This is a genomic window from Pseudomonas sp., assembly GCF_037994325.1.
In the GTDB taxonomy this organism is placed as follows: domain Bacteria; phylum Pseudomonadota; class Gammaproteobacteria; order Pseudomonadales; family Pseudomonadaceae; genus Aquipseudomonas.
On the sequence record NZ_JBBNAH010000384.1, the window covers coordinates 1 to 2,895 of the forward strand.

4 protein-coding genes are annotated in these 2,895 nt (G+C 58.7%); 3 read left to right on the forward strand and 1 reads right to left on the reverse strand.

The annotated features are described in order from the left end of the window. The first annotated feature begins 9 nt into the window (after window positions 1-9). The 3 genes from AAAB16_RS13050 (at window position 10) to AAAB16_RS13060 (ending at window position 2,506) form a co-directional block, all read left to right on the forward strand. The gene (locus AAAB16_RS13050) at window positions 10-990 is read left to right on the forward strand and encodes a transporter (protein WP_340663713.1); all 981 of its coding nucleotides are present in this window, start codon (window positions 10-12) and stop codon (window positions 988-990) included. Window positions 991-1,065: 75 nt separating this feature from the next. After that, the gene (gene ppk2 / locus AAAB16_RS13055) at window positions 1,066-1,977 is read left to right on the forward strand and encodes a polyphosphate kinase 2 (RefSeq protein WP_177411397.1); all 912 of its coding nucleotides are present in this window, start codon (window positions 1,066-1,068) and stop codon (window positions 1,975-1,977) included. A gap of 175 nt (window positions 1,978-2,152) precedes the next feature. Beyond that, window positions 2,153-2,506: a lysozyme inhibitor LprI family protein gene (locus tag AAAB16_RS13060; RefSeq protein ID WP_340663711.1), complete on the forward strand. Its 354-nt coding sequence runs from the start codon at window positions 2,153-2,155 to the stop codon at window positions 2,504-2,506. Between the two features lie 127 nt (window positions 2,507-2,633). On the opposite strand, the gene AAAB16_RS13065 is transcribed toward AAAB16_RS13060, so the two are convergent. After that, window positions 2,634-2,895 (reverse strand): helix-turn-helix domain-containing protein (locus AAAB16_RS13065; protein ID WP_340663712.1); only part of this gene is annotated, 262 nt, incomplete at its 5' end.

Here is a 2,895-nt window from a genome sequence, read left to right on the forward strand (position 1 = left end):
GTTCCAGACCTGTTTGGCCTGCTCTATGGCTTTCGTTTTCGCCCAGGCGAGCGCGGCGAAGAAATCGACTCCAACGCCGCACTCGCCTGGTTAAAAGCGCCCAGTGATGACGGCGAATTTCTCTGGCTGCACCTGAACCTGGCGCACGCCGCGTGCGAGCGCTGGATGACGGCCCACCTCGACCTGCCGGATTACTTCTTTGAAAGCCTGCGCGAAGGTTCGCGCTCGACGCGCCTGGAGCATGTGGACGCGGCTCTGTTAGCGGTGGTCAACGACGTGGTGTTCAACTTCGACATGGTCTCCACCGACATCTCCACCCTCTGGGTCTGCGCCCGCAGCCGTCTGCTGGTGACCGCCCGCCTGCAACCGCTCCGCTCGGTGGACAAACTGCGCTCGTCGGTAAAACACGGCGAACGGTTTCGCTCGCCCCTGGAACTGTTGGTCCACCTGCTACGCGATCAAAGCGATGTGCTCACCGGCATCGTCCGCGAAACCAGCATCAGCGTGGACGGCATTGAAGACCAATTGCTCGCTTCACGCCTCAACGACAACCGCGCCGACCTCGGTACCAAGCGCCGTGTACTGGTGCGTCTACAACGTCTGCTGGCGCTTGAGCCTGGCTCACTAATGCGCCTGCTCAACCGCCCGCCCGAGTGGCTGCAAGAGGACGACGTGCAAGAACTGCGCGAAGCCACCGAGGAATTCACCCTGGTGATCAGCGACCTCACCGCCCTCGGTGAGCGCATCAAACTGCTGCAAGAAGAAATTGTCGCCAAGCTCAACGAGCAAAGTAACCGCACCCTGTTCACCCTGACCGTGGTGACGGTACTGGCCTTGCCGATCAATATCATCGCCGGCTTTTTCGGCATGAACGTCGGCGGCATTCCCCTGGCCGATGACGCCGAAGGCTTTTGGATTCTGGTCGCGCTGGTCGCCACCTTTACCGCACTGGCCGGACGCTGGGCCTTTCGTAAACGCAGTGACTACTGAACCACGCGGCTGTCATCGGCCTGCCACAGCCAAGCCCTAGCATCGGCCTAACCGCTACGCCCTACGAGGTGCCATATGACCAACGAACAGCTGATGCAGCGTATCCACCGCGAGCTGCAAGACCACGGCGATGAAGAGCTCGAACTGGAGCTGCTCGAAGACGGCCACGACCTCGACGAACTATTCCAGGGCCGGCCCGATGACAGCGAAGCCAAACGGGCACGCAAACACTATTTCAGCGAGCTATTTCGCCTGCAGGGTGAGCTGGTCAAGCTGCAAAGTTGGGTGGTGAAAACCGGCGCCAAGGTGGTGATTTTGTTCGAAGGCCGCGACGCTGCGGGTAAAGGTGGCGTGATCAAGCGCATCACCCAACGCCTGAACCCGCGCGTGTGCCGCGTCGCCGCCCTGCCGGCGCCAAACGACCGCGAGCAAACCCAGTGGTATTTCCAACGCTATGTTTCGCACCTGCCGGCCGCTGGCGAAATCGTGCTGTTCGACCGCAGTTGGTACAACCGCGCTGGCGTTGAACGGGTGATGGGCTTTTGCAACGACGAGCAGTACGAAGAGTTCTTTCGCAGCGTGCCGGAATTCGAACGCATGCTTGCCCGCTCGGGCATTCAGTTGATCAAGTACTGGTTCTCCATCTCCGACAGCGAACAGCACCTGCGCTTTTTGGCGCGCATTCACGACCCGCTCAAGCAATGGAAACTCAGCCCCATGGATCTTGAATCGCGACGGCGCTGGGAGGCCTACACCAAGGCCAAGGAAATCATGCTCGAACGCACCCATATAAAAGAGGCGCCGTGGTGGGTGGTGCAAGCCGACGATAAGAAAAAGGCGCGGCTTAACTGCATCCATCACCTACTCAGCCAAATGCCCTATGAAGAAGTGCAGCAGCCGCAAGTGGAACTGCCGCAGCGACTGCGCCATGACGACTATGTGCGTAACCCGACGCCGGCAAACATCATTGTTCCGCAGGCCTATTGAAAACAGCGTGTACGGTTTACTCACGCCACTTTTAACCGCGCTCCCCCGCGTATTGCCGCCCCGCTGGGCGGCTTTTTTTGCCTGTTTTTTGCCGAAGTCGCCGTACTAAGCCGCGGCGCAATAAACAGCGCCTATGCTTTCCTCGGTCGTAGCCCATTACTGCCAGGAGCCTTCAATGTTGCGCCGTCTTCCTGCACTTGCAGCGTGCCTGCTAGCGACCGCCTCCCTGGCCGCCCCCAGCGCCGGTGCGCACAACGCACATTCTTCGTCTAGCGCGGAGCAGATCGAGTTGGAAAAGTTGTACCAACAACTGCTTAACCACCTACACGGCGAACCTATCCACCGCAAACGGATGATCAACACCCAGCGCGCCTGGATAGCCTTTCGTGACGCCGAATGTGAATACATCACCACCCACGGCCAGAACGAGCGCCAACACGTGGAAACCTACGATCAATGTGCGATAACCATGACCAATACGCGGATCAAAGCCTTGCAGAATTACTTGCAATGCATTGAGGCGCGGTAGGATTGTTGGGTGGAGCCGTAGGCCGGGGCCAAGCTGAAGAGCGAGCGACCGTTGCGATAGCCCACGACATAACCAACCCCTGCTCCTTGCAGGGTTAGCCTTAACGCCGACGCCTGTTCGATTCTTATCAGAGATCCTTAAACGGCTTGTAAAGCAGCCTTTCTTGCGCAATCTCAAAGCGACCAGACTCGTTAGCTTTTGCCTCGTATGAAGATTGCTCCAACAGACTCATCACCGCGCTCAATTTTTCCTTCGGCACCAGCACCAGCGATGCGTCCAGCGCTTCGACAATGGCGCCTAAAGTGCTCAACGATGGGTTACCACCGGCTTCAATCTTGCCGTATTGCTGACGGGTTAGCCCCGTTAGCAACGGCATAGCAGAAAGGGTC